Origin of the sequence: Leifsonia sp. C5G2, from assembly GCF_013359685.1 — a bacterium.
In the GTDB taxonomy this organism is placed as follows: Bacteria; Actinomycetota; Actinomycetes; order Actinomycetales; family Microbacteriaceae; genus Leifsonia.
In genome coordinates this window covers 1-26,154 of record NZ_JABFMV010000025.1, presented here as the reverse complement: position 1 = coordinate 26,154, position 26,154 = coordinate 1, and the positions used below count along the sequence as shown (strand labels likewise).

Below are 26,154 nucleotides of genomic sequence, written 5' to 3'. Positions count from 1 at the left end.
CGACCGCATCCTCGCCGCCCTCCCGGCCGCGGCGGCGGCGCGGGCGGCGGCCGGGAGGGCGGCGAGGATGCGGTCGACGGCGGGGGCGTCGTGCGCTGCGGTGACGAACCAGGCCTCGAAGACGCTCGGCGGCAGGGAGACGCCCGCGTCGAGCATCGCGTGGAAGAACGCCCGGTAGCGGTACGCCTCCTGGCGCTGCACCTCGGCGTACGTGCGCGGCGCCGCCGGGTAGTCGCCGAAGACGAAGCTGAACAGGTTGCCCGCGCGCTGCACGCAGTGGGCGACCCCCTCCGCGGTCAGGGCGTCCGCGACCGCGGCCGAGACCGTCTCCGCCACGGCGTCCAGCCGGTCGTAGACCGCCTCGTCGGCGAGCGCGAGCGTCGCAAGGCCCGCGGCGACGGCGACCGGGTTCCCGGACAGCGTGCCCGCCTGGTAGACGGGTCCGTTCGGGGCGAGGAAGTCCATCAGGTCGGCGCGGCCGCCGAGGGCCGCCAGCGGCATCCCGCCGCCGATGACCTTGCCGAAGGTGACCAGGTCGGGCGTGTAGCCGCGGTCGAGTCCCCAGAAACCCGCCTCGCTCACGCGGAAGCCGGTGAGCACCTCGTCCAGGATGAGGAGCGCGCCGAACTCGTGCGCCAGGTCGGCGAGCGCCGCGTTGAAGCCCTCGTCCGGCGGGACGACGCCCATGTTGGCGGCCGCGGCCTCGGTGATGACGGCGGCGATGTCCGGTCCCTGCGCCTCGAAGACCGCGCGCACGGCGTCCAGGTCGTTGTACGGCAGCACGATGGTCTGTGCGGCCGTCGCCTCGGTGACGCCCGCCGAGCCGGGGAGCGCCAGCGTCGCGAGGCCGGAGCCGGCCTCGGCGAGCAGGCTGTCGGAGTGGCCGTGGTAGTGGCCGGCGAACTTGATCAGCAGCGGCCGGCCGGTGAACCCGCGCGCCAGGCGGATCGCGCTCATGGTCGCCTCGGTGCCGGTCGACACCAGGCGCAGCTTCTCGACGAAGGGCACCCGGCCGATCACGGCCTCGGCGAGCTCGGTCTCCGCGGGGGTGGAGGCGCCGAAGGACAGGCCGCGCGCGGCCGCCTGCTGCACGGCATCCACGACGGCGGGATGGGCGTGGCCGAGGATGGCCGGCCCCCACGACGCGACGAGGTCGACGTACTCGCGCCCCTCCGCGTCGGTCACATACGGGCCGCGGGCCGACACGAGGAAGCGCGGCGTGCCGCCAACCGAGCGGAAGGCGCGGACGGGCGAGTTCACGCCGCCCGGGATGACGCGCTGCGCGCGCTCGAACTGCTCCAGATTCGCGTCGGTCATCGCAGCCACCCCGCCACCTCGGTCGCCCAGTAGGTCATGATCGCGTCGGCCCCTGCACGCTTGGCGCCCACCAGGGTCTCCTCGATGATCCGGTTGCGGTCGATCCAGCCGTTGGCCGCTGCCGCCTCGACCATCGCGTACTCGCCGGACACCTGGTACGCCCACACCGGGACGTCGCTGATCGCGGCGACGTCGCTGAGCACGTCCAGGTAGCTGAGGGCGGGCTTCACCATGAGGATGTCGGCGCCCTCTTCGAGGTCGAGGCGCGCCTCGCGCAGGCCCTCGCGGCGGTTGGCCGGGTCCTGCTGGTACGCGCGGCGGTCGCCGGAGAGCTGCGAGTCGACGGCCTCGCGGAACGGGCCGTAGAAGCCGGAGGCGTACTTGGCGGCGTAGGCGAGGATCACGACGTCGGTGTGCCCGGCGTCGTCGAGCGCCTCGCGCACGGCGGCGACCTGGCCGTCCATCATCCCGCTCAGGCCGAGCAGCTGCGAGCCGGCCTCGGCCTGCGCGACGGCCATGTCGCGGTAGCGCAGGAGCGTGGCGTCGTTGTCGACGTGACCGCGGTCGTCCAGCACGCCGCAGTGGCCGTGGTCGGTGAACTCGTCGAGGCACAGGTCGGTCTGCACGACGAGCGCGTCGCCGACCTCGTCGGCGAGCACCCGGGTGGCGACGTTGAGGATGCCGTCGGGGTCGGTGGCGGCGGAGCCGACCGCGTCCCGCGTCTCGGGGACGCCGAACAGCATCAGCCCGCCGACGCCGGCCTCCGCGGCCTCGTTCGCGACGCGCTTCAGGGAGTCGAGGCTGTGCTGCGAGACGCCCGGCATCGACCCGATCGGGACGGGCTCGGTCGCGCCCTCGCGCACGAACAGCGGGAGGATCAGCTCTGCGGGGTGGAGGCGGGTCTCGGCGGTCAGCCGGCGCATCGCCGGCGATTGCCGCAGCCGTCGGGGGCGGATGACGGGGTGCAGTTCACTCACTCACCTGAGCCTACGCCGACCTCGCTGAACGCCCTCCCAGCCAGCAGCTCCTGAGTTGTTCGTGTTTCGGAGCGCGAAAAGGTCGAAGAACTCAGGAGTTGTCGGCCTGGGTGGCGGCGGCGCGGGAGAGCGCGACCCGGGCGACGGAGTCGATGAGGGATGCGGCGGTGCGCTCGGCGGCGATCACGTCGACGCGCAGGCCGAAGGCGCGGGCGTCGCGGGCCGTCTGCGGGCCGATCGCGGCGATGAGCGTCGACTCGGGGACCGGGCCCAGCTGCTGCTGCACCTGTTCGGCGACCGAGCCGCTGGTGACGAGGATCGCCTGCACGAGGCCGTTGCGGACGTCCTGCACGACGGTCTCCGGCACCGGGACGCCGACTGTGCGGTACGCGACCACGGACTCCACGTCGTGGCCGATACGGCGCAGCCCCTCGGTGAGGAGCGGCTTGGCGATCTCAGAGCGGAGGGTCAGGATGCGGAGCGGGAACGCGCCCTGGGTCGCGGCCTCCCATTCGGCGAGGAGCCCGCGGGCGGAATTGTCCTCCGACGGCACGAGGTCAACGTGGTAGCCCGCCGCGGCGAGTGCGGCCGCGGTGGTCTCGCCGACCGCGGCGACCCGGGTCGTGGGCGGGACGACGGCGCGCTGAGCGCTGAGCACATCCACCGTCGTCGCGCTGGTGACGGTCATCCAGTCGAAGTCGCCGTTCGCGAGCCGCGCGAGCGCGGCCTCCAGCGCGGGGGCGTCGGCGGTCGGCGCGAAGTTGATCATCGCGGCGACGACTGGGGACGCGCCCTTCGACCGCAGGTCGGCCGCGACCGAGTCGCCCCAGGGGCCGCCGCGCGGCACGAGGACGCGCCAGCCGGCGAGGGGCTTCGGAGTCGGGGCCGTGTTCGTCATCGGGTCTCCCCCAGAGGCGCCAGGTCGGCGGCGCCTGCCGCGAGGAGCTCGGCCACCACGCGGGCCCCGACGTCGTGCGCGGCCTCCTGCAGGTGGGCCGAGCCGAGAGAGTCGGGGGTGGCGGCGTGGGATGCGGTGAGCCGCTCGGTGCCGTCGGGACGGTACACGGTCGCGGTGAGGAAGAGCAGGCCGTCGTCGACCAGCGCGGTCGCGCCGATCGGGGCGGCGCAGCCGGCCTCGAGACCGGCGAGCACGTCGCGCTCGGCGATCACGGAGGCGTGGGTCGTGACATGGTCGACGGCGGAGAGCGCCCGGGCGATCGGCCCGCGCCCTTTCTCGTCGCCCGCGCGCACCTCGAGCGCCAGCGCGCCCTGGCCCGGCGCGGTGGGGATGAGGGAGAGCGGGAAGAAGTCGGTCACGGCGTCGATGCGGCCCAGGCGGCCGAGACCCGCGGCGGCGAGCACCACGGCATCCAGTTCGCCGTCGGCGACCTTGCCGAGCCGGGTGTCGACGTTGCCGCGCAGGTCGACGACGTCGAGGTCGGGCCGCTGCGACTTCAGCTGCGCCACGCGGCGCGGCGAGCCGGTGCCGACCTTCGCGCCCTCGGGCAGGGTCTCGAGCGTCAGGCCGTCGCGAGCGACGAGCGTGTCGCGGGCATCCGCGCGCTTCGGGACGGCGCCGATCACGAGACCGTCGGCCGGCGCGGTCGGGAGGTCTTTGAGGGAGTGCACGACCAGGTCGACCTCGCCGGCGAGCAGCGCGTCGCGCAGCGCGGTCGCGAAGACCCCCGTGCCGCCCAGCTGGGCGAGCGACTCGCGCGAGACGTCGCCGTGGGTCGTCACCGTGACGAGTTCGACGTCGACTCCGGTGGCGCGCGCGATCGACTCGGCGACCGCCGTCGTCTGGGCGACGGCGAGCGCGCTGCCGCGCGTCCCGATCCGGAGCACGCCGTCGCGGCGCTCGGCGGCGCCGTCGACCCTCGTCACGGTCCCGGTCACGGCGCGAGCCCTGCCGCGGCCGGCTTGAAGCCGAGGCGGACGTTCTCGCAGCATCCCGGGCGGCAGACGTCGTACCAGGGGCCGAGCGAGGTGACCGCCGGGCGCTGGTCGACGGGGACGCCGTCGCGGCGCTCCAGCACCAGGTCGACGAGCCCCTTCACGAAGGTCGCGTGGGTGCCGGGGGTCGGGACGCGGACGGCGACAAGGCCGTTCTCGTCGCTGGTCTCCATCGCCTCGTTGTCGAGGTCCCAGAGCACCTCCATGTGGTCGCTCATGAAGCCGAGCGGGACGATCACGACGGCCTTGACGCCGAGGGCGGGCAGCTCCGCGATCCGGTCGTTGATGTCGGGCTCGAGCCACGGCATCGACGGCGGCCCCGAACGGGACTGGTAGACCAGATCCCACGCGACCGTTCCGCCGGTCGCGGCGTGCGAGACGACCTCGGCCACGGCCAGGTGCTGCGCGGCATACGCACCGCCCTCACCGAACCCGCGCTCGGCGGGACCGGACTTCGCGGCGTCGCTCGACGGGATGGAGTGCGTCGAGAAGAGGATGCGCACCTCGGTCGCCGGGTCGAGGCCGGGCAGCTTCTGCGTCAGCTCATCGATGGCGTTCTTCACGCCCTCGATGAACGGCTCGACGAATCCGGGGTGGTCGAAGAACTGACGCACCTTGTCGATCTCGATGCGCCCGAGAAGACCCGTCGATTCGAGGGCCGCCGCATAGTCTTCGCGGTACTGGCGGCAGCTGGAGTACGAGGAGTAGGCGCTCGTCGCGATGGCGATCAGCTTGGTGAAGCCGCGCTCGTCGGCCTCGCGCAGCGCGTCGGCGAGGTACGGGTCCCAGTTGCGGTTGCCCCACAGCACCGGCAGGTCGATGCCGCGCGAGGCGAGCTCCGCCTCCAGCGCCGCCTTGAGCTCGCGGTTCTGGTCGTTGATGGGGCTGACGCCGCCGAAGTGGCGGTAGTGGTGAGCCACCTCCTCCAGACGCTCCTCCGGGATGCCGCGGCCGCGGGTGACGTTGCGCAGGAACGGGATGACGTCGTCCTGCCCCTCCGGGCCGCCGAAGCCGGCGAGCAGGATCGCGTCGTAGGCGACCGGCTCGGTGACGTGCTCGGCGCCGTCCGCGGCGGCGGGCGTCGCCCCCAGGACGCGCGGGGTGGTCGTGGCGTCGGTCACTGCAGGACCTCCACGACCTCGGCGGGCTGGATGCGCCGGCCGGTGAAGAACGGCACCTCTTCGCGCACGTGGCGGCGCGCCTCGGTGTAGCGCAGCTCGCGCATCATGTCGACCAGGTCGGTGAGCTCGTCGGCCTCCATCGGGAGCAGCCACTCGTAGTCGCCGAGCGCGAAGGACGCGACCGTGTTGGCGATGACCGAGCGGAAGGCGGCGCCCTTTCTGCCGTGGTCGGCGAGCATCTTGGAGCGCTCGTCGTCGGGCAGCAGGTACCACTCGTAGCTGCGGACGAAGGGGTAGACGGTGAGCCAGCCCTTGGGCTCGACCCCGCGCAGGAAGCCGGGCACGTGCGCCTTGTTGAACTCGGCGTCGCGGTGGACGCCCATCGCGTTCCAGGTGGGCAGGAGCGCCTTCAGCAGGCGGGTGCGGCGCAGCTGGCGCAAGCCCCACTGCAGCGCCTCGGCCTCGGGACCGTGCAGCCAGATCATCAGGTCGGCGTCGGCGCGGAGGCCGGACACGTCGTACAGGCCGCGGGTGGTCACACCCTGCAGCTCGATGTCGGCGATGACGCCCTCCAGCTCGGAGACGGCCTTCGGCACGTCGGTGCCGTCGAGGTCGTCGGGGCGAGCGGGGTCGCGGCGGAGCACGGCCCAGAGCGTGAAGCCGGTCGGGTTCTCGTCGGGGGTCTCGGGGGCGGACGACTCTGCCGGAACGGCAGCCGGGGTACTCATACCCACAGTCTCCCTCTGAAAGCTGAGAAGGCCAAAAAAGGGCGGGTGCTCACCGGCGGACGAGCCGGACGATGCCCCACACGATTCCGCCGACCGCCACCGCGACGCCGACCGAGAGGCCGACGAGGGCGGCAGGGTTCTCCTTCTGCAGCCGCTGGATGCGCTCGGCGGTGCGCTTCGGGACGTTCAGCTTGTACTCGATGGCGTCGATCGTCTCCGCCAGCTGGGCGCGGGCACGATCGACGTCGCTGCGGTCAGTTGTCATACTTCCCCAGTCCCTTCAGCGCGTCGGCGTCCTGCTTGATGCTCGCGATGGTCTGGGACGGCGCGACGCCGTCCATCTTCTTGAACGACCGGGCGCCGATCAGCGCCAGCACGACGGCGATCACGACGAGCGCGCCGAAGACGATCAGCGCGGCCGCCCACGCCGGCAGCGCCACCGCGATCCCGAGGATCGCCGCGGCGACGAGGGTGCCGAACGCGAAGAAGAGGAGGAACGCGGCGAAGGCGAAGAGGCCTATGCCCACTCCGGCATACTTCGCCTTCTCGGCGAACTCGGCCTTCAGATGGGTGAGCTCGGCCTTGAGGAGGTCCACGACGAGACGTGGCAGGTCGGAGACCAGCGCCCCGAGCGAACGGGCGCGTGCTCCGGCGGCGGCCGGCTGTTCACGGTCGGTCATCGGCGTCTCCCCTCGTCGTTTCCGTAGAGTACCCCCGTCAGGACGACGTGTCGCTGGGGCGTTCGGCCCGACGGATGGCGGCCTCGGCGGCCGGGGACGGCGGATAGGGCGCGCGGGCCTCGCGGCGGCGCTGGTTCGCCCGGACGACGGCGCGCTTCACCGTGATGTAGACGGTGTCGGGGAACTCGCCCGCCTTCTCGGCCACGAAGTCCTCGACCGCGTGCACCTGCTTCTGCACGGCCGGCGACTGCCACGCCCGGGTGGCGGCCTCCTTGAGCTGGTCGTAGCGTTCGCGTCCGGCGCGCGCGCCGAGCACGAAGCCCACCGCCGCCCCGGCGACGAAGAGGAGTTTGCCCCGCATACCGTCTCCCTCTCTCGAGTCTGTTCAGTCGTCTGCCGTGCCGGTCTCCGCACGGAGGGCCTCTGTCAGAGCCCTCCAGCGCAGACCTCGCACACGTTCGGCCGTGCGGCGCGCATCCGGGATCACGGAGGCGAGGCCCGTGCCGGTGAGCCAGGACCCGGTGACCTCGAGACCCTCGACGCCGTCGACCTCGGAGCGGACCCGCTGGATGCGTTCCCGCTGCCCCACTGTCGCATAAGGCAGGGCGTTCGTCCAGGGGGTCCGCGCGAATGCGGTCACGGCGGATTCCGGGAACGGAATATTGAGCAGGCGGGCGGCATCGGCCACCGCCTGCGCCTCGAGTTCGTCGTCGCCCAGGGCGACGGTGTCCGCCGGCTGGCCGGCACGGCCATAGGAGAGCCGGACCACGTGCGTCGCGTGGCCCGCCGCCTCCGCCACCCACGCCCACTTGGCGCTGGAGTGCGTCATCGCCTTCGCCTTCACGTCGGATCCGGGCAGGTCGGCCACGAGCACGCCGGTGCCCACCGGAGTCGTGTCCAGTCGCTCGTCGGCCACGACGAGGGTGACGAGCTCGACGCTGGAGGCGGCCGGCCAGTCCAGCCCGGCGAGCGTTGCGAGCGCGGGGTCGGCGGAGGCCAGCAGCTGGAGGGATGCGTCGGCCGGCGACGCGAGCACGACTGCGTCGGCCGCGAGCTCCTCCCCGTCGGCGAGGCGGACCACCCAGCGGGCCTCCGGCTCTTGCCCCGGCTCCTGCTCTTCGGCTCCGGGCTCCTCCGCGAGGATCGAGTCGACGACGGCCTGGGCCGCCTCCTCGGGCGTCGGCGGCGACCACGGCTCGACCGCGGCGACCGGTGCGCCGGTGCGCACCACGCCGCCGCGCGCCTCGATGTCGGCGGCGAGCGCCTGCGGGAGCCGCCACATCCCGCCACGGATTGCGCCGACCGCGCTGCCGGCCTTCGACGCCGAGCGCAGTTCGCCGACCGCACCGGAGAGCGAGCCGAGCCGCGTCAGGGCGGCGTTCAGGCCGGGGGCGACGACGTCCACATCCAGTTCGTCCGGTAGGGCCGAGTACACGCCGGTCGCGACCGGCGCCACCAGCAGGTCGAGGACCTTCCGGCCCATGCGCTTGCGCACGAGCGCGCCGAGGCGGCGCTCCGTGCCGATCTTCAGCACGGGCATGAGCCGGTCGAGGTAGGCGCGCAGCGCGCCCGACCAGCCGATCGCGTCCACGACGTCGCGGGCGAGCGGCGAGCTCGGGATGCCGAGCAGCCCCGCTTTGGGCAGCGGGACGGACCGCGAGCCGTGCCGCACCCACGCGCCGGACGGATTCGGCTGCACCACGTCGCCGCCGAGGCCGAGGTCGTTGAGCAGCTCTGCGACGTGACCGCCCCGGGTGGCGAAGCTCTCGGCGCCGGCGTCGAGCGTCATCCCGCCGATCTCCAGCGGTGCGACGCTGCCGCCGACACGGTCCGACCCCTCCAGCAGGGTGACGGCGAAGCCCGGGCGGGCGCACTCGCGTGCGACGACCAGCCCCGCGATCCCGCCGCCGATCACGACGATCCGGGTCGGCGGGGCCTCGACGGCGTGGCGGATCTCGTCGCCGAGGTCGGCGGCGTCACCGGCCAGGTCGTCACCCGGGTGGTCGCTCATTCCGGCCGCCAGCCGTGGACCAGCTCGACCACGCGGGTCAACACCGTCGGGTCGGTCTCCGGCGGCACGCCGTGTCCCAGGTTGAGCACGTGCGCCGGAGCCTCGCGACCGCGGTCGAGCACGTCGCGCACGTGCGCCTCCAGCACCTCCCACGGGGCGTCGAGCATCGCGGGATCGACGTTGCCCTGCACGGGGACGACATGGCCGAGACGACGGCTCGCCTCGTCGAGCGGGATGCGGTAGTCGACGCCGACCGTGTCCGCGCCCACCTCGTGCATCGCCTTCAGCAGTTCTCCCGTGCCGACGCCGAAGTGGACGAGCGGCACGTTGCGCACCAGCTCGTCGATCGACGGCTCCGCGCCCTTCGCCGCCTGAGGGCGTGCGAGCTCGTACGCCAGGTCGCGCACGTGCGACAGCGCCCGGGCGGAGGCCGGCGCGACGTGGGTCGTGTAGTCGTGCAGCGAGAGGGAGCCCGCCCACGAGTCGAACAGCTGCGCCGCGCTGGCACCGGCGAGCACCTGGGCGCGCAGGAAGGCGCCGGAGATGTCGGCCGTCCAGGCCATCAGCCGGGCCCACGCCTCCGGGTCGGCATGCATCAGGGTGCGGGCGCGGATGTGGTCCTTCGACGGGCCGCCCTCCACGAGGTAGGCGGCGAGGGTGAACGGTGCGCCGGCGAAGCCGATGAGCGGGGTCTCCCCCAGCTCGGCGATCGTCAGGCGCACGGCCTCCTGGATGGGCGCGAAAACCTCGTCGCCGAGCGACGCCGGATCGATGGCGGTCAGCCGGTCGACATCGGCCGCCGTGCGCACGGGCTGCTCGAACACCGGGCCCTTGCCCGGGACGATCTCGACCGCGACGCCGGCGAGCTTCAGAGGCACGACGATGTCGCTGAAGAAGATGCCAGCATCCACCTTGTGGCGGCGCACCGGCTGCAGGGTGATCTCGCTCGCCATCGCGGGGTCGAGGCACGCGTCGAGCATGCGCGTGCCGACGCGCAGCTCCCGGTACTCGGGCAGGGAGCGGCCGGCCTGGCGCATGAACCAGACGGGGGTCACCTCCTGGCGCTCGCCCTGGTACGCCCGCACGAGGCGGCTGGACGCGGTGCGGCCGGAGGAGAGGGGATGTTCGGGTCCGAGGGAGGTCACCCCCCGATTCTGCCAGTGCCGTGTCTGGTGGGAACCTGGGGGCTCGACGGGAGCCGTCGATCAGGTGCCCCCGGGCCTCGGCCTCCCGCCCAGGGCCGCACGCGCAGCGATCCGCAGCTTGACGGCGGCGGGCACGCTGACCCGGCGCACGACGAGCTCGGACGCCGGCGTCGCGGCCACCCTCGCGGCGATCTCCTCGAAGAGCCCGTGCACGGCGACGATCGCCCGCCGGCAGGAGACGGGAAGTCGCGGGATGACCTCGGCGGCCGCCGACAGGTCGGCGGCGATGTCGGCGAGGAGGGCCCGCTTCTGCGACTCGGTCATGCGATCGGGATCCACCCCGGGGAGGTAGTTGCGACCGAGTTCGGCCCAGTCGACCGGGAGGTCGCGAAGGAAGTCGAGCTTCTGCCCGGCCGCTCCGAGCCGACGGGCACCCGCCTCCAGCCGCCGGCGGTCGCTCTCGGGCACCGGGCTGCCTGCCAGGAAGATCCGCAGGCACATCAGCCCGGCGACTTCGGTCGACCCGTGGATGTAGCCGGGCAGCTCGTCCGAGGTGAGCCACGCCGGGTCGAGGTCGCGACGCATGGAGGCGAAGAAGGGGCGGGTCAGCTCCACGCCGATGCCCACCGGGCGTGCCGCCGCCGCGAACGCCTGCACCACGACGTTCGTGCTGTAGCCGGTCAGCAGGGCGCGCTCGGTGTCCTCCTCCAGGGAGTCGAGAAGCACCCTCTGGTCACCGGTGGTCAAGCCTGCTCCGCCCGCTGCGCCATCCACGATCTCGTCCGCGACCCGCACGAGGGCGCAGACGGCCGCCACAGGCGGGCGCAGGCGGGGAGAGAGCAGCCGGATGGCCGTGCCGACCGATCCCGAGTACTCCTGCAGGACGGACCGGGCGGCGACGCCGGACGCCCGGACGTACGCGTCGAGCGGCGCCCTCGTTCCGCTCACGCCGCCCTCCCCACGCACGAACGCGCGATGCGGGTGAGCGATCCCGCGAGCCCCGGCGGGATCGACGGCGTGCCGAGCATCGCCACTGCGCGGTCGACATGGTCTCGCAGCAGTCCCTCCACGAACCGCCGTGCTCCGCACTCCTCGAGCGCACCGGCCACGCGTTCCGCCTCAGGCGCCGCCAGGTCGGGCCGCCCGAGGGACGGGGCGATCTCGGCCCATCGCGGCGTGCCGCGGGCGAAGGCGATGCGCGACGTCTCCTTCTGCTCCCGGAGATCGCTGAAGATGCTCTTGCCGGTCGCATCCTCCGAACCGAAGACGCCGAGCAGGTCGTCGCCGAGCTGAAACGCGATGCCCACCAGCCGCCCGAACTCCGCGAGGGCCACGAGGGCCTCCTCTCCGGCGCCGGCGAGGAGGGCGCCGCTCGTCAACGGGCCGGACACCGAGTAGGCGGCCGTCTTGCTCTCGGTCATCGCGAGAACGTCCTCCAGAGCGGGGGTGCGGGGCGGGATGCGCTCGGAGAACGCCACGTCCGTCAACTCGCCCGCGGCCGTCACGAAGACACCCTCGTCGAGGATGTCGAGCAGGCGCTCCCGGAGCGGAGCATCCACCTCCGCTCGAGCGAGTTTCGACGTCGCGGCCTGGAGCAGCAGATCGCCGGCGAGGATCGCGCCCACCTCCCCCCAGCGGTGCGCGCTCCGAGCGGCGGACCCGCGGTCGATCGCGTCGCGCCGGAAGACGCCGACGACGTTCGGTCGGCCGCGGCGGACCGTGTCGCCGTCGATGACGTCGTCATGGAGGAGGAAGGCGGTGTGCAGCAGCTCGTAGGCGCAGGCGAGGCTCACGGCAGGGGCGTGGTCCTCCCCTCCGAAGCCCCGGTACGCGGTCAGCAGGAGCCGGGGCCGGATGCGTTTCCCGCCCCGGAAGGCCTCGCGGGCGCACTCCCAGAGCCTGGAATAGGACGGACCGTGGGAGGCCGCCCGGGCCACTCGGTCCGCGAAGAACGTCTCGAGAGAGGACTCGACCATCGCCAGCGGCTGCTCGATCGCCCGCATCATCGCCATGCGCGCAGGATAACAGTCTGCAATATGAATATGATGTGGATATGGCAATTTCTGCTCCGCCCCTCCACCCGACGGGAGGGCTGCTGGGCGGGATGCGCGACTTCTCGGCCGATCAGATCGGCTTCCTCTCGGGCACCCGCGCATCCGGTGACACCGTCCTCGTGAGGATCGGTCCGCCCCGCCTCGGCGCGACGGTGTGCGTGCTCCACACCGCCGCGGGGGCCGAGGCGGTGCTGAGCGCCAGGACCGCCCCGGGCTTCCGCCGGGACGCCGTGCTCTACCGGGAGCTGCGGCAGGTGATCGGAAACGGGCTGCTGACGGCGCAGGACGACGACTGGCTGCGGCAGAAGCGCTTCGTGCAGCCCCTCTTCACCAAGTCGCGGGTGGACGGCTACCTGAACGTGATGGTGGAGGAGATCGAAGAGCTCATCCGTTCGTGGCGCGCGATGCCGCACGCCTCCCTCGGCCCCGGCATGCACCACCTGTCGTTGCGGATGGTCGGGCGCGTGCTATTCGGCGGCGACCTCGACGCGGTGGAGCCGACGATCCTTACCGTCGTGGACCAGGCGGTCTCGGACATCATCACTCGGGCCTCGTTCGCCGGCAGAATCCCACTGGCGTGGCCGATCCCGGTGAACCGGCGCATCCGGTCGGCCCGCGACGCGCTCTACGACGTCGTCGATCGGATCATCGCAGTGCGCCGGCGAAGCGGCAGCTGCGGCGACGACCTGATCGGCCGGCTGCTCGACGCACGGAATGGCGACGAGCGGCTGTCCGACAGCGAGGTGCGCGACCAGGCGCTCATCTTCCTGCTGGCCGGCCACGAGACGACCGCGTCGGCGACGACCTTCGCCCTTCACCTCCTCGGGCGGCACCCGGAGGTCCAGCAGCGCGTGCGCGACGAGGTCGCCGCCGTCCTCGGCGACCGTCGCCCGTCCGCCGCGGAGGTGCACTCCGGGCTTTCCGTGACGACGGCCGTCGTCAAGGAGGCGCTGCGCATGTATCCGGTGGTCCCGATCGCACCGCGCCGCACGGCCGAGGACCGCGATGTCGACGGCCGCACGATCCCGGCCGGGACGGACACCATCGTCTGCATCTGGTCGGTACACCACGACCCGGCGGCGTGGCCGGATCCGGACTCCTTCCGGCCGGACCGCTTCCTCGGGGACGAGGCCGCCGGCCGCTACGCCTGGCTGCCGTTCGGAGCAGGACCCCGTGCGTGCATCGGCCAGCACTTCGCGATGCTGGAGATCGTCGCCACCGTCGCACTCCTCACCCGCGCGTTCTCGCTGGAATCGCTGGTGCGGACCGACCGGGTGCCGCTCAGGTCGGCGATCACTCTGCTCCCCCGCGAGCCGCTCCGCGTGGCGCTGCATGCGCTGTGACGGGGCGGCTGCCGCCGATTCGAGGTTGGTCGAACGCAAGCGTAGGCTTTCTGTCGTGCTTCTGTGCTTCTCGTCGAGTCACCGGACGGCGGACTTCGACCTCCTGGAACGGCTCGAGCGTCACGCTCCGGCCGTCACCGCCGCACTCGCGGAGCACAGCGACATCGTCTCCGGCTCCGTCGTCCTCGCCACGTGCAACCGCTTCGAGGCCTACCTCGACATCGACGAACCCCTCCCGGCCGCCCGGGCGGTCTCGGCGGAGGCCGTCATCGACGCCGTGAGCTCGGCCTCCGGCATCGACCCCGCCGTGCTGCGCGACGCCAGCGCCGTGTACTGCGACCACGCCGTCGCCGAGCACCTCTTCGCCGTGACCAGCGGGCTCGAGTCCGTGGTCGTCGGGGAGGGCGAGATCGCCGGCCAGGTGCGCCGCTCGCTGGAGGCCGCCCGCGCCACCGGATCGGTCACCAGCGAGCTGGAGCGACTCTTCCAGGTCGCCTCCCGCACCTCGCGCGGAGTGAAGAACCGCACCGGGATCATGACCGCCGGCCGCTCCATGGTGCGCCTCGCGCTCGACCTGGCCGAGAGCCGCGTCAGCGACTGGGCCCGGACGCGGGTGCTGCTGGTCGGCACCGGCAAGTACGCAGGCGCGAGCCTCGCGGCCCTCCGCGACCGCGGCGTGACCGACGTGCGTGTCTACTCCCCCTCCGGCCGGGCCGCGAAGTTCGCGCGGTCGCACGACATCGCCCCGGTCGAGCACGACGGGCTGCTCGCCGCGCTCGCCGAGAGCGACCTGGTCGTCACCTGCTCCGCCGTCACCGACTATGTGCTCACCGAGCCGCTGCTGGCCGAGGCCGTCGCCCTCCCCGGCGCGGTCGAGCGCCGCCTCATCGTCGACCTGGGCCTCCCCCGCAACGTCGACCCCGCAGTCGCCGAACTGCCCGGCGCCGAACTGCTCGACCTGGAGACCATCAGCATCCACGCGCCGCTGAAAGAGCTGCAGGCCGCCGACGACGCGCGCAGCATCGTCGACGCCGCCGCGGCGGAGTACCGGGCGCAGACCGCCGAGCAGGCCGTGACGCCCGCCCTGGTCGCGCTCCGCAAGCACGTGTTCGACGTGCTCGACGCCGAGATCGAGCGCGCCCGCAGCCGCGGCGACGCGAGCGACGAGACCGAGGCCGCCCTCCGCCACCTCGCCGGCGTGCTCCTGCACACGCCGTCCGTCCGCGCGCGGGAGCTCGCCCGCCAGGGCGACGCGCAGGCCTTCATCGACGGGGCCGCGGCACTCTTCGGCGTGGACGTCGACGCCGACGCCGCCGGCCGCCCGCGCCTGACCGCCGTGGACGACGAGTCCGCGGCATCCTGAACCCGACCGCAGAAGGAGCGACCGTGAGCGACGAAGCCACCACGACCACCGCCGTCCCGCCGCACGGAGCCGCCGGCCTGCCGTACGCCGCCGAGCAGCTGCACACCGAGCGGCTGCTGCTGCGCCCGCTCAACACCGGCGACCTGGAGGATGTGCACGCCTACCAGAAGCTGAAGGACGTCGTCCGCTACCTCTACTGGGAGGTGCACGACCACGACGAGTCCGCCGAGCACCTGCGCAAGCGCATCGCCATGAACCGCCTGGCCGAGAACGGCGACGGCATCGTCTTCGCCGTCGAGCTCGCCGACCCGTCCGGCGGGCCCGGCCGCGTGATCGGCGACATCAGCCTGTTCCTGAAGAACGCGGCGTGGGGCAAGTTCGAGATGGGCTGGGTGTTCCACCCGGCCGTCCACGGCCGCGGCTACGCGACCGAGGCGGCCCAGCGCGTGCTGCAGCTGTGCTTCGAGACCCTCGGCGCTCACCGCGTGTTCGCCCAGCTCGACGCCCGCAACGACGCCTCGGCCCGGCTGTGCGAGCGGATCGGGATGCGCCAGGAGGCGCTGCTGCGCGAGACCGAGATCTTCAAGGGCGAGTGGTCCGACACCGCCGTGTACGCGATCCTGGAGCAGGAGTACCGGGCGGAGGGGTGAGCCCGCTCGCGGAGCAGACGGGCGCTCACCGTGTCGGTCGTGAGGCGGTGATGCTGCGTCATTGTCGAGACCAGAACTCTCTGGCGTTCGGCTGATCCGGGTCGTCGACATAGGCATATATGGTGAATCCGCCCACCAGTGACCGAGCGCCGTAGAAGGTGGAGCCGTACGGTTCGACGCGCGCCGATATCATCTCGTCCACTATCGCCCAGTTTCCAGGCCCGGACAGCACCCCGAAGACCCTCGTATCGAATCGCTTGACCGACGCGGTACCGTCCGGATGAAACGTGATGGACTGGCCATTGGGCCCCGCCCATGTCCCTATGACATCTTCCTTGGTGAAGTTCTCGTCGTCGAAATGCGTCGTGACGATCGCGGCGGACACCGCGGCGACGACGAAGGCCACGATCACGATCGTTACGACGACCCCTTTGCGCAGCCTCATCGAAGCGGCACCACCTCCGTCCAGGTGACCTCCTGCGTGATGTCGGGGAATCCGCCGAACGCCTGTGAAGCTTTCATCGGGGCATACGGGCCGAGATAGTGCGGGCCCAGAGGCCAGCTCTCGCTACCGGGAATCCGAGTCGCGGATTCGACCGTCGTCGGATTGGTCACCCGAACGGCGACACGAGCGTGACCGTGGTCGTCGATGGACAGAATTGTGAACGTGTAAGTGAACGACCCCATGAAGGCTTCCGGAAGATTGCCCTCCTTACCGAACGAAGCGATCGTGTTCGCGTCCCGTGGCAGATCCGAAGCCTTCGCGGAGTAGCCGAGCGCGTCGGTGTCCCCGACTCCGTATCCCTCCTCTCTGATCCGCTTGGCCATCGCCGCCATCGCCTCCTTCACGCTGTCGCTCCTGCGGAACACGATCGTGAACGGGTCGGTCTCGCCGAAGGTGAAATGACGGGGGCCCTTGCCCGACACCCAGGCGGCTGTCAGTTTCCACACGGAGTCGTTCGCGCGGTCGATCAGGTTGCGAATCGCCCCCAGGTTGCCCTCGTTCGGCCCCGGAACCCCACGCGTTTGCGGGCCCGCAGCACCGAGCGGCGTCAGGCTCGCGAACGCCTGCACCGCGCCCTGCATGGCCGATTCGAGATCGTTGACGAAGAGACGCTCGCCCAGGTCGAACTCCTCTCCTGCCGCGACCACCCGCGCGCACGCGTCGTCCAAACGCTCCTGCGCGTCGGCAACGCGCCCGCGTGCGGCCGCGAGTTCCGCCTCGGTTCCTGCCGCGCGGCTCCTCATCGAGGCGAGCTCGCTGTCGGTGGGCGCCTTCGCCCCGGGTCGCAGGTTCTCGGGAGTGGCCGAGACGACCTTCTCCATCGCACTCACGGTCGCCGTCAGAGCGGCATACTCGGCGCCCAATGATCCCACCGCCGCCTGCGCCAGCGCGAGGTCTGCCTGAGCCTCCTCCGCCGCGAGCAAGGCCGCATCCGCCGTCTCTTGCACCTCGGACAGCCCCTGCGACCAGACACGGAATGCGCGCTCCGCCTCGGCATGACGGACCGAGGCGGCCTCGGCCGCTGCGAGCACCTCGCGCAGTCGCTGCGCGAAGGCCTCGGCTGCAGCGCCCGTCCAGCTCGACGCGTCGAACGACGCCACGATCTGCCGCACCCCGCGTGCGACATGGGAGAGCCGGGACGCCTCCGTTTCGACCTGGGAGCGAAGCGCATCCACCGCTTCCACGGACCCGGGAGTCGGGTCCCTGTCGAGCCCCACCGGGGACCAGTCCATCGAATCAGAACGCATGGGCCTGCCCGTCGAACGTGCCGGCGCTGATCGCATCCCGCAGCTCGTAGGCCGCTGCGGCGGAGGCGATGCCGCCCGCCAGGGCGTCGAGAGCATCCGTCATCGCCGACAGCGCGGGATCCCAGTACTCCACGAAGCGCTCGACCGCTGCGAGTGATCGCGGGGAGCCCGGCGCACCCTGCACGACGAGTCGAGTCCGCTCCACATTCGCACTCGACAGCGCCTCGGCGCCTGTTCGCATCCACGCCGTATCCGCTGCGATCGCCCCAGTCAGTCTGACCTCCTCATGCCCGAACTGTGTGCTTACCCTCTGAGACGAGTTCCGTCTGGCATTCATGACGCCGCACGCGACCTCAGTAGAATGGACCGGTCCAACACATAAATTTCAGGGAGCACCATGGCCGCACCGTCGAGACTGGATTCCGTCATCACGCTTGCGCAGCACCGCGGATTCGTCTTCCCCTCCGGCGAGATCTACGGCGGCACCCGGTCGGCGTGGGATTACGGTCCCCTCGGCGTCGAGCTGAAGGAGAACATCAAGCGGGAGTGGTGGAACGCGTTCGTGCGCGGCCGCGGCGACATGGTGGGTCTCGACTCCGCCATCATCCTGCCCACCGCGGTGTGGGAGGCCTCCGGTCACGTGCAGGTCTTCAGCGACCCGCTGACCGAGTCGCTGATCACCCACAAGCGCTACCGGGCCGACCACCTGTTCGAGGCGTACGCGGCCGAGCACGGCCACCCGCCGGCGAACGGGCTCGACGACATCCCCGACCCCGACCACCCGGACAAGGTGGGCCAGTGGACGCCGATCCGCCAGTTCTCGGGCCTCATGAAGACCTACCTCGGCGTCGTCGACGACGAGTCCGGCCTCCACTACATGCGCCCGGAGACTGCGCAGGGCATCTTCACCGACTTCGCCCACGTGCTCCAGGCCGCCCGCAAGAAGCCGCCGTTCGGCATCGGCCAGATCGGCAAGGCGTTCCGCAACGAGATCACGCCGGGCAACTTCATCTTCCGCACCCGCGAGTTCGAGCAGATGGAGATCGAGTACTTCGTCGAGCCGGGCACCGACGAGCAGTGGTTCGACACCTGGATCGACCTGGCCTGGGAGTGGTTCACCGAGCTCGGCATCAAGCCGGAGAACATCCGCCGGTTCGAGCACCCGAAGGATTCGCTCGCGCACTACTCGAAGCGCACCATCGACATCGAGTACCGGTTCGACTTCGTCGGCAGCGAGTGGGGCGAGCTGATGGGCGTGGCGAACCGCACCGACTTCGACCTGAAGACGCACATCGAGCACTCGGGCAAAGACCTCAGCTACTTCGACCAGAACAAGAACGAGCGCTACGTCCCGTTCGTGATCGAGCCGTCCTTCGGCCTGACCCGTGCGCTCATGGCGTTCCTGGTCGACGCCTACGACGAGGAGCAGGTGCCGAACGCCAAGGGCGGCACCGACAAGCGCACCGTGCTGCACCTCGACCCGCGGCTCGCGCCGGTCAAGGTCGCGGTGCTCCCGCTGTCGCGCAACGAGGCCCTGTCGCCGCTGGCGCGCGGCCTCGCCGACCGGCTCCGCAAGCGCCGCAACGTCGACTTCGACGACTCCGGTGCGATCGGCCGCCGCTACCGCCGCCAGGACGAGATCGGCACGCCGCTCGCGGTGACCGTCGACTTCGACTCGCTCGAGGACGACGCCGTGACGGTCCGCGACCGCGACACCATGCAGCAGGAACGCATCCCGCTCGAGGGCCTCGACCGCTACCTGGCGGAGCGCCTGCGGGAGATCTGAGGCGGAGCGCTTCAGGCGACGGAGGCCGGCATGAGCACCGCAGACACCGCGAGCACCAGGCCCGCTCCGGGCTCGCCGCCCACCCCTCCCTCGCCGCCGCACGATCGCCCTGAGGGCTTCGGCCGTGCGCTGCTCCGCTATGCCCGGATCGCCCCGGCGAGCATCGCGCTCGCGGTCATCGCGCTGGTCGCCTCCATCGCCGCAGGCACGCTCTCGCTGCCGGCGACGACGGCCGGCCAGGCGCACCTGTGGGCCGCCGGCATCTCCACGACGATCCGCTCCGGTCAGTGGTGGACGCCGTTCACCGCCGTGTTCGTGCCGGAGGACGCCCTCCAGCTGATCGCGACGGTGCTGCTGGCGCTCAGCGTCATGGCCGCGGCGGAACGGCTGCTCGGCACCGCGAGGACGGTGCTCGCGTTCCTCGTCACCGGCATCGGCGCCGTCCTGCTCGGGGTGCTGCTGCAGTGGGCCGCACTGGGCGTCGGCGAGCTGTGGGCGACGGTCACCGAGTTCGACACCACCCTCGACCCGACCATCGGCATCGTCGGGACTCTCATCGCGGCGAGCGCGTTCGCGAGCGCGCTGTGGCGGCGGCGCATCCGGCTGCTGACCTTCGCGGTCGTGCTCGTCTTCGTGCTCTACAACGGCGACCAGAACAACGTCTACCGGCTCATCGCGGCACTGCTCGGGCTCGCACTCGGCGTGCTCCTGCGCCGGGGAGGCATCCGGAGGCTGCACCGCAGCTCCCACGCCGAGACGCGCAACCTGGTGGCGGCGATCGTGGCGATCACGGCGTTCGGGCCGCTGCTCGCGCTGCTTCCGCCCGGCGGGTTCGGCCCGCTGTCGTTCGTCGCGACGCTGTTCCAGCGGCCCGCTGTGGATGTGGCGAGCGTGATGTCCCGCTGCGACGTCTCGTACACGAGCAACTGCCGCACGGAACTGATGATGGTGGCCGTGCAGGGGCCGGGCCCGCTTCTGCTGTCGGTCCTGCCGCTCGCGCTGCTCGTCCTGACCGCGATCGGCCTCCGCCGGGGACGGCGCTTCGCGCTGCTGCTCGGGATCGTCGTGAACGCGGCGATGCTGCTCCTGCCGCTCACGGCGATCGGCGGCGACGTCGAGCTGCAGGTGCAGAGCGCGAAGGCGCTCACCCCGGCGATCGAGGTGCTCGTCTGGCTGCTCGCCGCGATGGTCGTGCCGATCGCGTCCATCGCCCTGCTCATCGCGACCCGGCGGCAGTTCCAGATCCGCGCCCCGCGGGAGGCGGTCGCGCGCTTCATCATCATCGTCGTCTGCACCTTCGGTCTGCTGGCCCTCGCCTACCTGGTCGCGGCGCTCTCGTCGCTGGTCGAATTCGTGCCGGACGCCACGGTCGCCGACATCTTCGCCTCCACCCTGCGCCGTTTCGTGCCGGCCGGCTTCCTGTCGCTGCTCGGAACGCCGATCGTGCCGACGACGCCGTTCGTGGTGCTCCTGTACCACTGGGTGGGCCCGGCGTTCTGGACGGTGTTCGTCTTCGCCACGCTGCAGCTGTACCGCGCGACCTTCACCGGTCGCACCATCGCCGACGAGGAGCACTTCCGCGCTCTGCTGCGCGAAGGCGGCGGCGGGACGTTCGGGTTCATGGGCACCTGGCCCGGCAACGTCTACTGGTTCTCCTCCGACGGGGAATCGGCGATCGCGTACCGGGTGATCGGCGGCATCGCCGTCACCCTCTCCGACCCCGTGTGCCCGCCGGAGCGGGCCGAACGGACCATCGCCGAGTTCGTCCAGTTCTGCGACGTGAACAGCTGGACGCCGGCCTTCTACAGCATCCACGGCGAGTACCTGCCCGTCTTCGACGCCCTCGGCTGGCCGACCATGTCGGTCGGCGAGGAGACGCTGATGCACCCGCAGAGCTTCGACCTGGTCGGCAAGCCGTGGCAGAAGGTGCGCCAGGCGCACAACCGCGGCATCAAGGAGCAGATCACGACGCTCTGGACGACGTGGGACGACCTGTCGCCGCTCATCCAGACCCAGATCACCGCCGTCAGCGAGCAATGGGTGTCCGAGAAGGAGTTGCCGGAGATGGGCTTCACCCTCGGCGGCCTGACCGAGCTGAAGGACCGCGACGTGCGCCTCTACCTGGCGTTCGGGCGCGACGGCGAGCTGCAGACCGTCACCAGCTGGCTGCCGAGCTGGCGCGACGGCCGCGTGGTCGGCTACACGATCGACTTCATGCGCCGGGCCGACGGCTCGATGCCCGGGATCATGGAGTTCATCATCGCCTCCGCCGCCCAGCGCATGCGGGAAGACGGCGTGGAGGTGCTCAGCCTCTCCGGCGCGCCGCTGGCCACCAAGCCGGTCGACGACGACGAGTCGACAGACGGCACCGCGATGGACCGGCTGCTGGCCTTCCTGGCCAAGACGCTCGAGCCCGCCTACGGGTTCGCGTCGCTCTTCGCCTTCAAGAGCAAGTTCAACCCGACCTACGAGACGATCTACCTGGCCTATCCCGACCCGGTGGCGCTCCCGGCGATCGGCAACGCGATCGCGAAGGCCTACCTGCCGGACGCGAACGCGCGCGAGTACGTCGCGCTCGCAAGGACGCTCATGCGCTGAGGCCGCACGCGGCCCGGCGAGCCTCGGTCGACACGCGGATGCGCCGCGCGATGGCCCACCAGGTCAGCCCGCTGGCGACCACGAACACGAGGTCGAACAGCAGCAGGAGTCCACCGCGCGCGGCCTCCGGCCATGGGAGCACCTGGGCCAGCCAGGCCGCGCCGTTGAAGACACCATGCGCGGCCGCGACGGCGAGGTAGGCGAGCACGACGCTCCACGTCAGCCGGAAGCGCCCGGCCCTCGCCGCACCGAAGACCGCCGCGCCGAGCAGCGCCGAGAACACCGGATGCAGGAACGGCCCGGTGAGTTGCCGCCCGATCGTGGTCACCAGGAAGACGCCGAAGCCCATCCCGTTCTCCTGGCCGCGGGCGAACGCCTCCTGCAGGTAGCCGAGGTTCTCGATGACGCTGAAGCCGAGTCCGACCGCGCCTCCGACGAACAGGCCGATGCGGGCATCCTTCACCGGCAGCCGCCAGGCCAGGATCACGGCGGCGGAGATCTTCACGAGCTCCTCGACGACGCCGGCGCAGACGAGGGCGACGCCGGAAGGGTGGGCCGCGGTCCCGCCGCTCAGCACGTCGATGATGCTGTTGACCGGCGCGGCGACCAGGGTCGCAGCGAGCCCGCCGACACCGGCGATGATGACCAGCCGCGACGGGGTCAGCCTGTCGTCCGGACGCAGCCGGTAGGCCATCGTGTACAGGATGGCCGCCGCTGCCGTGGCCGCGCCCGTGAGCAGCAGGTACGGCGAGAGCACCGCGGGGGCGTCGTCGTTCGCGTGCGGGGCGATCGCGCCGAGCAGCAGGCTGAAACCGAACAGCCACAGCCAGATGAACGCGCTGCAGCCGAGGATGATCCAGCCGCCGAACCGGCCGATCCACTTGCGCGGCGGGCGCGGAGGACGCGACGGCCGAACAGGCTGCGCGGGCAGGCGGGGCGCGGTGTACTCGGTCCAGCCCGCGCCGCTCCACCAGCGCAGAGCGGTCGGGTCGGAGGGGTCGCCGTACCAGCCGGCCGGCGGCGTCTGCTCGTGAGCGGGGACGAAGGTCACCGGGCAAGCATACGGAGCAGGGCGAGCCTCCGGCGGCGCCGATCGATGGTCTGACATTCTGGATGCCGAACCACCCAGGGGGAACCACCATGCGCTTCACAACCACCGGCCAGAAGGCGGTCGTGATCGCTGTGCTCGTGGCCGTCAGCGGGCTGCTCACCCTGCTCCTCGACGCCCTCCACTCGGAGGCGGGCTCGATCGTGCTCACGGTGCTGCAGGTGCTGGCCTGGTATCTGGTCAGCCGGATGTTCCGCGGGCCGGGCGAGCCGGTGCGGGCGGCGCGTCCCTGGTGGCGGATGACCAACCGGCCGCTGCTGAGCGGCGTGCTCGCAGCCGTCTACGGCCTGCTCGCGCTCGTCAACATCGGCTTCTCGTTCGCCGGATTCGGCAGCCTCTCCGGCACGGTCTCGATCCTGGCGGAGCTCGCCCTCGGCGCGCTGTTCGCCATCTCGTACCTCCGGCTCGCGTCGCTGGCCCGCGCTGCGGCCTGACCCGTAGGCTGGGCGCATGACGCTCGACTCCGGCATCCGCACCGACGAACTCGACCCCGCCGTCCGTCCGCAGGACGACCTCTTCCGCCACGTCAACGGCAAATGGCTCGAGCGCACGGAGATCCCGGCCGACAAGGCGCGCTGGGGCTCGTTCATGGTGCTCGCCGAGGAGTCGGAGAAGGCCGTGCACGAGATCATCGAGCAGGCGCAGCAGGCCGACGAGGGCACGGAGGAGCGCAAGTTCGGCGACCTCTACACGAGCTTCATGGACGAGGAGCGCATCGACTCCCTCGGCGTCGAGGCGATCCGCGACGAGCTGACCTTCGCCGACGGCGTCGACAGCATCGCGAGCCTCCTGGAGACGGTCGGCAAGCTGGAGCGCCGCGGGCTCGGCGGCTTCTACCAGCTGTTCGTCGACAACGACCCGGGCGACCCGGAGCGCTACCTCGTCTTCCTGGAGCAGGCCGGCATCTCGCTGCCCGACGAGTCGTACTTCCGCGAGGAGCGGTTCGCGCCGGTCCGCGAGGCGTTCGTCGCCCACATCCAGCGGATGTTCGAGCTGGCCGGGTTCGACGACGCCCCGGCCCGCGCCCAGCGTGTGTTCGACCTGGAGACCGCGATCGCGTCCAAGCACTGGGACAACGTCGCCTCGCGCGACTCGGAGAAGACCTACAACCCGTTCAGCTGGGCCGACGCCAAGGGCGTCTTCTCCGGCGGGGCCGCGGGCACGGCTCCCGACCTCGACGTCTGGGCGCAGGCGCTCGGCGCCCCGCAGGACGCCCTCGCCGAGGTCGTCCTGCGGCAGCCGTCGTTCACGGCGGGCCTCGCCGAGCTGCTCACGGAGGACCGGCTGGAGTCGTGGCGCGACTGGCTGTCGTGGCAGGTCGTGCACGGCGCAGCGCCGTACCTGTCCGGCGACTTCGTCGAGGCGAACTTCGACTTCTACGGCCGCACCCTGACCGGGACGCCGGAGATGCGCGCCCGCTGGAAGCGCGGCGTCTCCCTCGTCGAGGGCGCCATGGGCGAGGCCGTGGGCCGCATCTACGTGGAGAAGCACTTCCCGCCGGCGGCCAAGCAGCAGATGGACGAGCTGGTCGCCAACCTGATCGAGGCCTACCGCCAGAGCATCCGCACCCTCGATTGGATGGGCGAGGAGACCCGCAAGCGCGCCCTCGACAAGCTCGAGAAGTTCACGCCGAAGATCGGCTACCCGGCGAAGTGGCGCGACTACTCGAGCCTCGTCATCGACCCGACGAACCTCGTCGGCAACGTCCGCGCGGCGGCGCTGTTCGAGTTCAACCGCGAGCTCGGCAAGATCGGCAAGCCGATCGACCGCGACGAGTGGTTCATGACGCCGCAGACCATCAACGCGTACTACAACCCCGGGTTCAACGAGATCGTCTTCCCGGCGGCCATCCTGCAGTTCCCGTTCTTCGACGCCGACCGGGATGCGGCCGCCAACTACGGCGCGATCGGCGCGGTGATCGGGCACGAGATCGGGCACGGCTTCGACGACCAGGGCTCCAAGTTCGACGGCGATGGCCGCCTGGAGGACTGGTGGACGGAGGCCGACCGTGCGGCGTTCGAGAAGCGCACGGCCAGCCTGATCGAGCAGTACAACGCGCTGGCCCCCGCGCAGGTCCCCGACCACCACGTCAACGGCGCCCTCACCATCGGCGAGAACATCGGCGACCTCGGCGGTCTCGGGATCGCCTGGAAGGCCTACCTGCTGTCGCTCGGCGGCCAGGAGCCGCCGGTGATCGACGGCCTGAGCGGGGCGGAGCGGTTCTTCCTGTCGTGGGCGCAGGCGTGGCAGCAGAAGGGCCGCGACGCGGAGGTCATCCGCCTGCTCGCGATCGATCCGCACTCGCCGAACGAGTTCCGCTGCAACCAGATCGTGCGCAACATCGACGCCTTCTACGAGACGTTCGGCGTGTCCGCGAACGACCGCCTCTGGCTGGACCCGGAGGAGCGCGTCACCATCTGGTGAACTCGCGTTTATTTCACGGACATCAACGGTCCATGTCCCCCACCCACGGGGTAACATCGTCCCTGTCGTCGCCGCGGTCAGCGTGGTGAGGACGACCCGCGGGGCCGGGGAGGGGCGCCGCACAACCGTAGGCCCGATCCGGAAGAAAGACCCAGCGACACCGTGACGATGCAGGCTCAAGAGTCCGAACGCCGAGCCCGTCAGGCGAGCGCCCGACGCGGCAGGCACCGGGCTCCTGGGTCCGTCGAATCGTTCAGCCGTGGGTTCGAGGCGCTCGGCCGGCTGGCGGTCGGCGGCGTCCAGGTGTCCGCCCGAGCGACCGACCTGTCCACCGGCGCCGTGCTCTTCTCCGTCGACGACCACATCGTCATGCCGACGGCGAGCATCGGAAAGGTGCTGCTCCTCGTCGAGGTCGCCGCGCGCCTGCAGTCGGGCGAGCTGAGCCCGCTGGCCCACCTCGATCGCGACCCGCGCGACATCGCGGGAGAGTCCGGCATCTGGCAGCACCTCCACGTGCCGTCTCTGCCCGTCGCCGACCTCGCGGCCCTCGTCGGCGCGTCGAGCGACAACCTCGCCACCAACGTGCTGCTGCGCCGCGTCGGGCTCGAGGCGGTCAGCGCCCGCACCGAGTCCCTCGGGCTCACGCGCACCGCCCTGCTCGACCTGGTGCGCGACCACCGCGGACCGGACGACGCACCGCAACTCTCCGTCGGCAGCGCCAACGAGCTGACCTGGCTGTTCTCGGCACTGGCCCGCGGCGAGATCGTCAACCCGGCGACCAGCCAGCGGGTGATCTCGTGGCTCTCGCTGAACAGCGACTTCTCGCTCGTCTCCAGCGCGTTCGGGCTCGACCCGCACTCGCATCGGCACCCGGAGCACGGCATCCTGCTGGTCAACAAAACCGGCACCGACTCGGGAGTGCGCAGCGAGGTCGGGGTGCTGCGCGGCCCCCGCGCCGGCGTGACCTATGCCGTGTCGACCTACTTCGACGACACCAGCCTGCCCGAGCGCCTCGCCGTCATCGAGGGCATGCGCGCTGTCGGCCTCGACCTCCTCGAATACGTCTTCTAACCCCCCTCCCCCCACCGTCGAGTCCGCGAAGACTGCACGGTGGGCCGGCGTGTCGCGTGCAGTCTTCGCGGAC

At 71.5% G+C, this 26,154-nt stretch carries 25 protein-coding genes; 8 read left to right on the top strand and 17 right to left on the bottom strand.

The genetic code is table 11. The annotated features are described in order from the left end of the window. The 13 genes from hemL to HNO83_RS19595 all read right to left on the bottom strand — a co-directional run. Window positions 1-1,317: glutamate-1-semialdehyde 2,1-aminomutase (hemL, locus tag HNO83_RS19655; RefSeq protein WP_175339227.1), on the bottom strand; the 1,317-nt coding region annotated here is incomplete at its 3' end. Then, a complete protein-coding gene (gene hemB / locus HNO83_RS19650) occupies window positions 1,314-2,285 on the bottom strand; it encodes a porphobilinogen synthase (protein WP_175339228.1) in 972 nt (323 codons plus the stop codon). The genes hemL and hemB, both read right to left, overlap by 4 nt. Window positions 2,286-2,385: 100 nt before the next feature. Next, entirely contained in the window at window positions 2,386-3,192 is an 807-nt protein-coding gene (locus HNO83_RS19645) for a uroporphyrinogen-III synthase (protein WP_175339226.1), read from the bottom strand. After that, window positions 3,189-4,190, bottom strand: a complete 1,002-nt coding sequence (gene hemC / locus HNO83_RS19640; RefSeq protein WP_175339225.1) for a hydroxymethylbilane synthase — start codon at window positions 4,188-4,190, stop codon at window positions 3,189-3,191. The genes HNO83_RS19645 and hemC overlap by 4 nt, the downstream gene beginning before the upstream one ends. Next, complete coding sequence (locus HNO83_RS19635) at window positions 4,187-5,368, bottom strand: ferrochelatase (protein ID WP_175339224.1); 1,182 nt, start codon at window positions 5,366-5,368, stop codon at window positions 4,187-4,189. Before HNO83_RS19635 ends, hemC begins: the two co-directional genes overlap by 4 nt. Next, complete coding sequence (gene hemQ / locus HNO83_RS19630; protein ID WP_175339223.1) at window positions 5,365-6,096, bottom strand: hydrogen peroxide-dependent heme synthase; 732 nt, start codon at window positions 6,094-6,096, stop codon at window positions 5,365-5,367. The genes HNO83_RS19635 and hemQ overlap by 4 nt, the downstream gene beginning before the upstream one ends. A 49-nt stretch (window positions 6,097-6,145) precedes the next feature. Further along, window positions 6,146-6,361, bottom strand: coding sequence for a DUF3618 domain-containing protein (locus tag HNO83_RS19625; RefSeq protein ID WP_175339222.1), 216 nt, complete (start codon window positions 6,359-6,361; stop codon window positions 6,146-6,148). After that, a complete protein-coding gene (locus HNO83_RS19620) occupies window positions 6,351-6,776 on the bottom strand; it encodes a phage holin family protein (protein ID WP_175339221.1) in 426 nt (141 codons plus the stop codon). The genes HNO83_RS19625 and HNO83_RS19620 overlap by 11 nt, the downstream gene beginning before the upstream one ends. Before the next feature lie 37 nt (window positions 6,777-6,813). Continuing rightward, entirely contained in the window at window positions 6,814-7,137 is a 324-nt protein-coding gene (locus HNO83_RS19615) for a hypothetical protein (RefSeq protein WP_175339220.1), read from the bottom strand. Between the two features lie 24 nt (window positions 7,138-7,161). Beyond that, on the bottom strand, window positions 7,162-8,787 hold the full coding sequence (locus tag HNO83_RS19610; RefSeq protein ID WP_175339219.1) for a protoporphyrinogen/coproporphyrinogen oxidase: 1,626 nt from the start codon (window positions 8,785-8,787) through the stop codon (window positions 7,162-7,164). Then, the gene (hemE, locus tag HNO83_RS19605; protein ID WP_175339218.1) at window positions 8,784-9,932 is read right to left on the bottom strand and encodes a uroporphyrinogen decarboxylase; all 1,149 of its coding nucleotides are present in this window, start codon (window positions 9,930-9,932) and stop codon (window positions 8,784-8,786) included. The genes HNO83_RS19610 and hemE overlap by 4 nt, the downstream gene beginning before the upstream one ends. A 60-nt stretch (window positions 9,933-9,992) precedes the next feature. Then, window positions 9,993-10,880 (bottom strand): phytoene/squalene synthase family protein, encoded by an 888-nt coding sequence (locus tag HNO83_RS19600; protein ID WP_349627328.1) that lies wholly within the window; start codon window positions 10,878-10,880, stop codon window positions 9,993-9,995. Further along, on the bottom strand, window positions 10,877-11,944 hold the full coding sequence (locus tag HNO83_RS19595) for a polyprenyl synthetase family protein (RefSeq protein WP_175339216.1): 1,068 nt from the start codon (window positions 11,942-11,944) through the stop codon (window positions 10,877-10,879). The genes HNO83_RS19600 and HNO83_RS19595 overlap by 4 nt, the downstream gene beginning before the upstream one ends. A 41-nt stretch (window positions 11,945-11,985) precedes the next feature. Here HNO83_RS19595 and HNO83_RS19590 point away from each other — a divergent pair, with 41 nt between their 5' ends. Genes HNO83_RS19590 through HNO83_RS19580 form a run of 3 tightly spaced genes read left to right on the top strand, consistent with a single transcriptional unit; the run spans window position 11,986 to window position 15,342 of the window. Then, window positions 11,986-13,329 carry a cytochrome P450 gene (locus HNO83_RS19590; RefSeq protein ID WP_175339215.1) on the top strand — a complete coding sequence of 448 codons (1,344 nt, stop codon included), beginning with the start codon at window positions 11,986-11,988 and terminating at the stop codon, window positions 13,327-13,329. Window positions 13,330-13,384: 55 nt separating this feature from the next. After that, window positions 13,385-14,692: a glutamyl-tRNA reductase gene (locus HNO83_RS19585; protein WP_175339214.1), complete on the top strand. Its 1,308-nt coding sequence runs from the start codon at window positions 13,385-13,387 to the stop codon at window positions 14,690-14,692. Between the two features lie 23 nt (window positions 14,693-14,715). Next, complete coding sequence (locus tag HNO83_RS19580; protein WP_175339213.1) at window positions 14,716-15,342, top strand: GNAT family N-acetyltransferase; 627 nt, start codon at window positions 14,716-14,718, stop codon at window positions 15,340-15,342. A gap of 58 nt (window positions 15,343-15,400) precedes the next feature. On the opposite strand, the gene HNO83_RS19575 is transcribed toward HNO83_RS19580, so the two are convergent. Genes HNO83_RS19575 through HNO83_RS19565 form a run of 3 tightly spaced genes read right to left on the bottom strand, consistent with a single transcriptional unit; the run spans window position 15,401 to window position 17,335 of the window. Next, window positions 15,401-15,748 carry a hypothetical protein gene (locus HNO83_RS19575; RefSeq protein WP_175339212.1) on the bottom strand — a complete coding sequence of 116 codons (348 nt, stop codon included), beginning with the start codon at window positions 15,746-15,748 and terminating at the stop codon, window positions 15,401-15,403. 35 nt (window positions 15,749-15,783) lie between these two features. Then, the gene (locus HNO83_RS19570) at window positions 15,784-17,094 is read right to left on the bottom strand and encodes a hypothetical protein (protein ID WP_175339211.1); all 1,311 of its coding nucleotides are present in this window, start codon (window positions 17,092-17,094) and stop codon (window positions 15,784-15,786) included. Continuing rightward, the gene (locus HNO83_RS19565) at window positions 17,084-17,335 is read right to left on the bottom strand and encodes a hypothetical protein (protein ID WP_175339210.1); all 252 of its coding nucleotides are present in this window, start codon (window positions 17,333-17,335) and stop codon (window positions 17,084-17,086) included. Before HNO83_RS19565 ends, HNO83_RS19570 begins: the two co-directional genes overlap by 11 nt. Window positions 17,336-17,491: 156 nt before the next feature. On the opposite strand from HNO83_RS19565, the gene HNO83_RS19560 reads away from it, so the two are divergent. After that, entirely contained in the window at window positions 17,492-18,880 is a 1,389-nt protein-coding gene (locus HNO83_RS19560; RefSeq protein ID WP_175339209.1) for a glycine--tRNA ligase, read from the top strand. Between the two features lie 30 nt (window positions 18,881-18,910). Beyond that, complete coding sequence (locus HNO83_RS19555) at window positions 18,911-21,478, top strand: rhomboid family intramembrane serine protease (RefSeq protein WP_175339208.1); 2,568 nt, start codon at window positions 18,911-18,913, stop codon at window positions 21,476-21,478. On the opposite strand, the gene HNO83_RS19550 is transcribed toward HNO83_RS19555, so the two are convergent. Then, entirely contained in the window at window positions 21,468-22,529 is a 1,062-nt protein-coding gene (locus HNO83_RS19550) for a PrsW family glutamic-type intramembrane protease (protein ID WP_349627327.1), read from the bottom strand. The genes HNO83_RS19555 and HNO83_RS19550 overlap by 11 nt on opposite strands. An 89-nt stretch (window positions 22,530-22,618) precedes the next feature. Here HNO83_RS19550 and HNO83_RS19545 point away from each other — a divergent pair, with 89 nt between their 5' ends. From HNO83_RS19545 to HNO83_RS19535, 3 genes are all read left to right on the top strand, one after another. Continuing rightward, window positions 22,619-23,020 carry a hypothetical protein gene (locus HNO83_RS19545; protein ID WP_175339206.1) on the top strand — a complete coding sequence of 134 codons (402 nt, stop codon included), beginning with the start codon at window positions 22,619-22,621 and terminating at the stop codon, window positions 23,018-23,020. Window positions 23,021-23,036: 16 nt separating this feature from the next. Next, window positions 23,037-25,010 (top strand): M13 family metallopeptidase, encoded by a 1,974-nt coding sequence (locus tag HNO83_RS19540; protein WP_175339205.1) that lies wholly within the window; start codon window positions 23,037-23,039, stop codon window positions 25,008-25,010. A gap of 162 nt (window positions 25,011-25,172) precedes the next feature. Continuing rightward, a complete protein-coding gene (locus tag HNO83_RS19535; RefSeq protein WP_175339204.1) occupies window positions 25,173-26,081 on the top strand; it encodes a serine hydrolase in 909 nt (302 codons plus the stop codon). The last annotated feature ends 73 nt before the right edge of the window (window positions 26,082-26,154 follow it).

What these genes read in the sequence shown, in the direction of transcription:
- HNO83_RS19645 (WP_175339226.1), bottom strand. Translation starts at nt 3,192, where the DNA reads ATGACGAACACGGCCCCGACTCCGAAGCCCCTCGCCGGCTGGCGCGTC.
- hemQ (WP_175339223.1), bottom strand. Translation starts at nt 6,096, where the DNA reads ATGAGTACCCCGGCTGCCGTTCCGGCAGAGTCGTCCGCCCCCGAGACC.
- HNO83_RS19625 (WP_175339222.1), bottom strand. Translation starts at nt 6,361, where the DNA reads ATGACAACTGACCGCAGCGACGTCGATCGTGCCCGCGCCCAGCTGGCG.
- HNO83_RS19620 (WP_175339221.1), bottom strand. Translation starts at nt 6,776, where the DNA reads ATGACCGACCGTGAACAGCCGGCCGCCGCCGGAGCACGCGCCCGTTCG.
- HNO83_RS19615 (WP_175339220.1), bottom strand. Translation starts at nt 7,137, where the DNA reads ATGCGGGGCAAACTCCTCTTCGTCGCCGGGGCGGCGGTGGGCTTCGTG.
- HNO83_RS19610 (WP_175339219.1), bottom strand. Translation starts at nt 8,787, where the DNA reads ATGAGCGACCACCCGGGTGACGACCTGGCCGGTGACGCCGCCGACCTC.
- HNO83_RS19595 (WP_175339216.1), bottom strand. Translation starts at nt 11,944, where the DNA reads ATGGCGATGATGCGGGCGATCGAGCAGCCGCTGGCGATGGTCGAGTCC.
- HNO83_RS19590 (WP_175339215.1), top strand. Translation starts at nt 11,986, where the DNA reads ATGGCAATTTCTGCTCCGCCCCTCCACCCGACGGGAGGGCTGCTGGGC.
- HNO83_RS19570 (WP_175339211.1), bottom strand. Translation starts at nt 17,094, where the DNA reads ATGCGTTCTGATTCGATGGACTGGTCCCCGGTGGGGCTCGACAGGGAC.
- HNO83_RS19565 (WP_175339210.1), bottom strand. Translation starts at nt 17,335, where the DNA reads ATGCGAACAGGCGCCGAGGCGCTGTCGAGTGCGAATGTGGAGCGGACT.
- HNO83_RS19560 (WP_175339209.1), top strand. Translation starts at nt 17,492, where the DNA reads ATGGCCGCACCGTCGAGACTGGATTCCGTCATCACGCTTGCGCAGCAC.
- HNO83_RS19555 (WP_175339208.1), top strand. Translation starts at nt 18,911, where the DNA reads ATGAGCACCGCAGACACCGCGAGCACCAGGCCCGCTCCGGGCTCGCCG.
- HNO83_RS19545 (WP_175339206.1), top strand. Translation starts at nt 22,619, where the DNA reads ATGCGCTTCACAACCACCGGCCAGAAGGCGGTCGTGATCGCTGTGCTC.
- HNO83_RS19540 (WP_175339205.1), top strand. Translation starts at nt 23,037, where the DNA reads ATGACGCTCGACTCCGGCATCCGCACCGACGAACTCGACCCCGCCGTC.